General features: G+C 63.6%; 1 protein-coding gene. It reads left to right on the forward strand.

The window, feature by feature from the left end; all coding sequences use genetic code 11:
- The coding region (locus tag KVH01_RS29450) for a DUF6531 domain-containing protein (RefSeq protein ID WP_225924439.1) at positions 1 to 588 on the forward strand (588 nt) is incomplete at both ends.

Raw genomic sequence — 588 nt, forward strand, 5'->3', positions numbered from 1 at the left:
AATGTATGAGCTGCTGGGTGAAATCACCGGCGAAGTCTTGATCAACCTGCTGCTGATCTGGGCTACCCGGGGCATTGGGGTACAGCTGCGCCTGGGTGCGCAGGTGCTCAGTCGCGTCAAGTCCGGGCAAGCGCGGGCGTTGTTGGAGTTGCTGGCCAAGCAGGCAACGGGGCCGCGGTTGGAAACCCATGTGGAGGTGGCCAAGCCTGTGTTGCTGAGCAGTGCGGCGACGCCGGTCAAGGTGGTGCCGGCTGTACCGTTGAAGGCTGGGGATCAACTGGTTTCGAACCCGGTGCCGGCGGTGCGCAGCAAGGCCCGGCAGACGGTGCTGGTGCGGCAGGAGCATGTCGATGATGCGCCGGCCATGGCGTCGAATCCCAAGGGTGATGCGGCAGCACCAGCGGATAAGACCCTTACCAACGGCTGCCCGGTGTCGATGGTTACCGGGGAGGAACTGCTGACCCTCACCGATGGCGTGCTGGACGGGGTTTTACCGTTTGAGTGGACGCGCTTGTATCGCACCAGTGCGGTGGAAGTGGAGTGTGGGTTGGGGTTTGGCTGGAGTCATGGGCTGGCGCACAGGCTTGC

This window comes from Pseudomonas khavaziana, assembly GCF_019145205.1.
GTDB lineage: Bacteria > Pseudomonadota > Gammaproteobacteria > Pseudomonadales > Pseudomonadaceae > Aquipseudomonas > Aquipseudomonas khavaziana.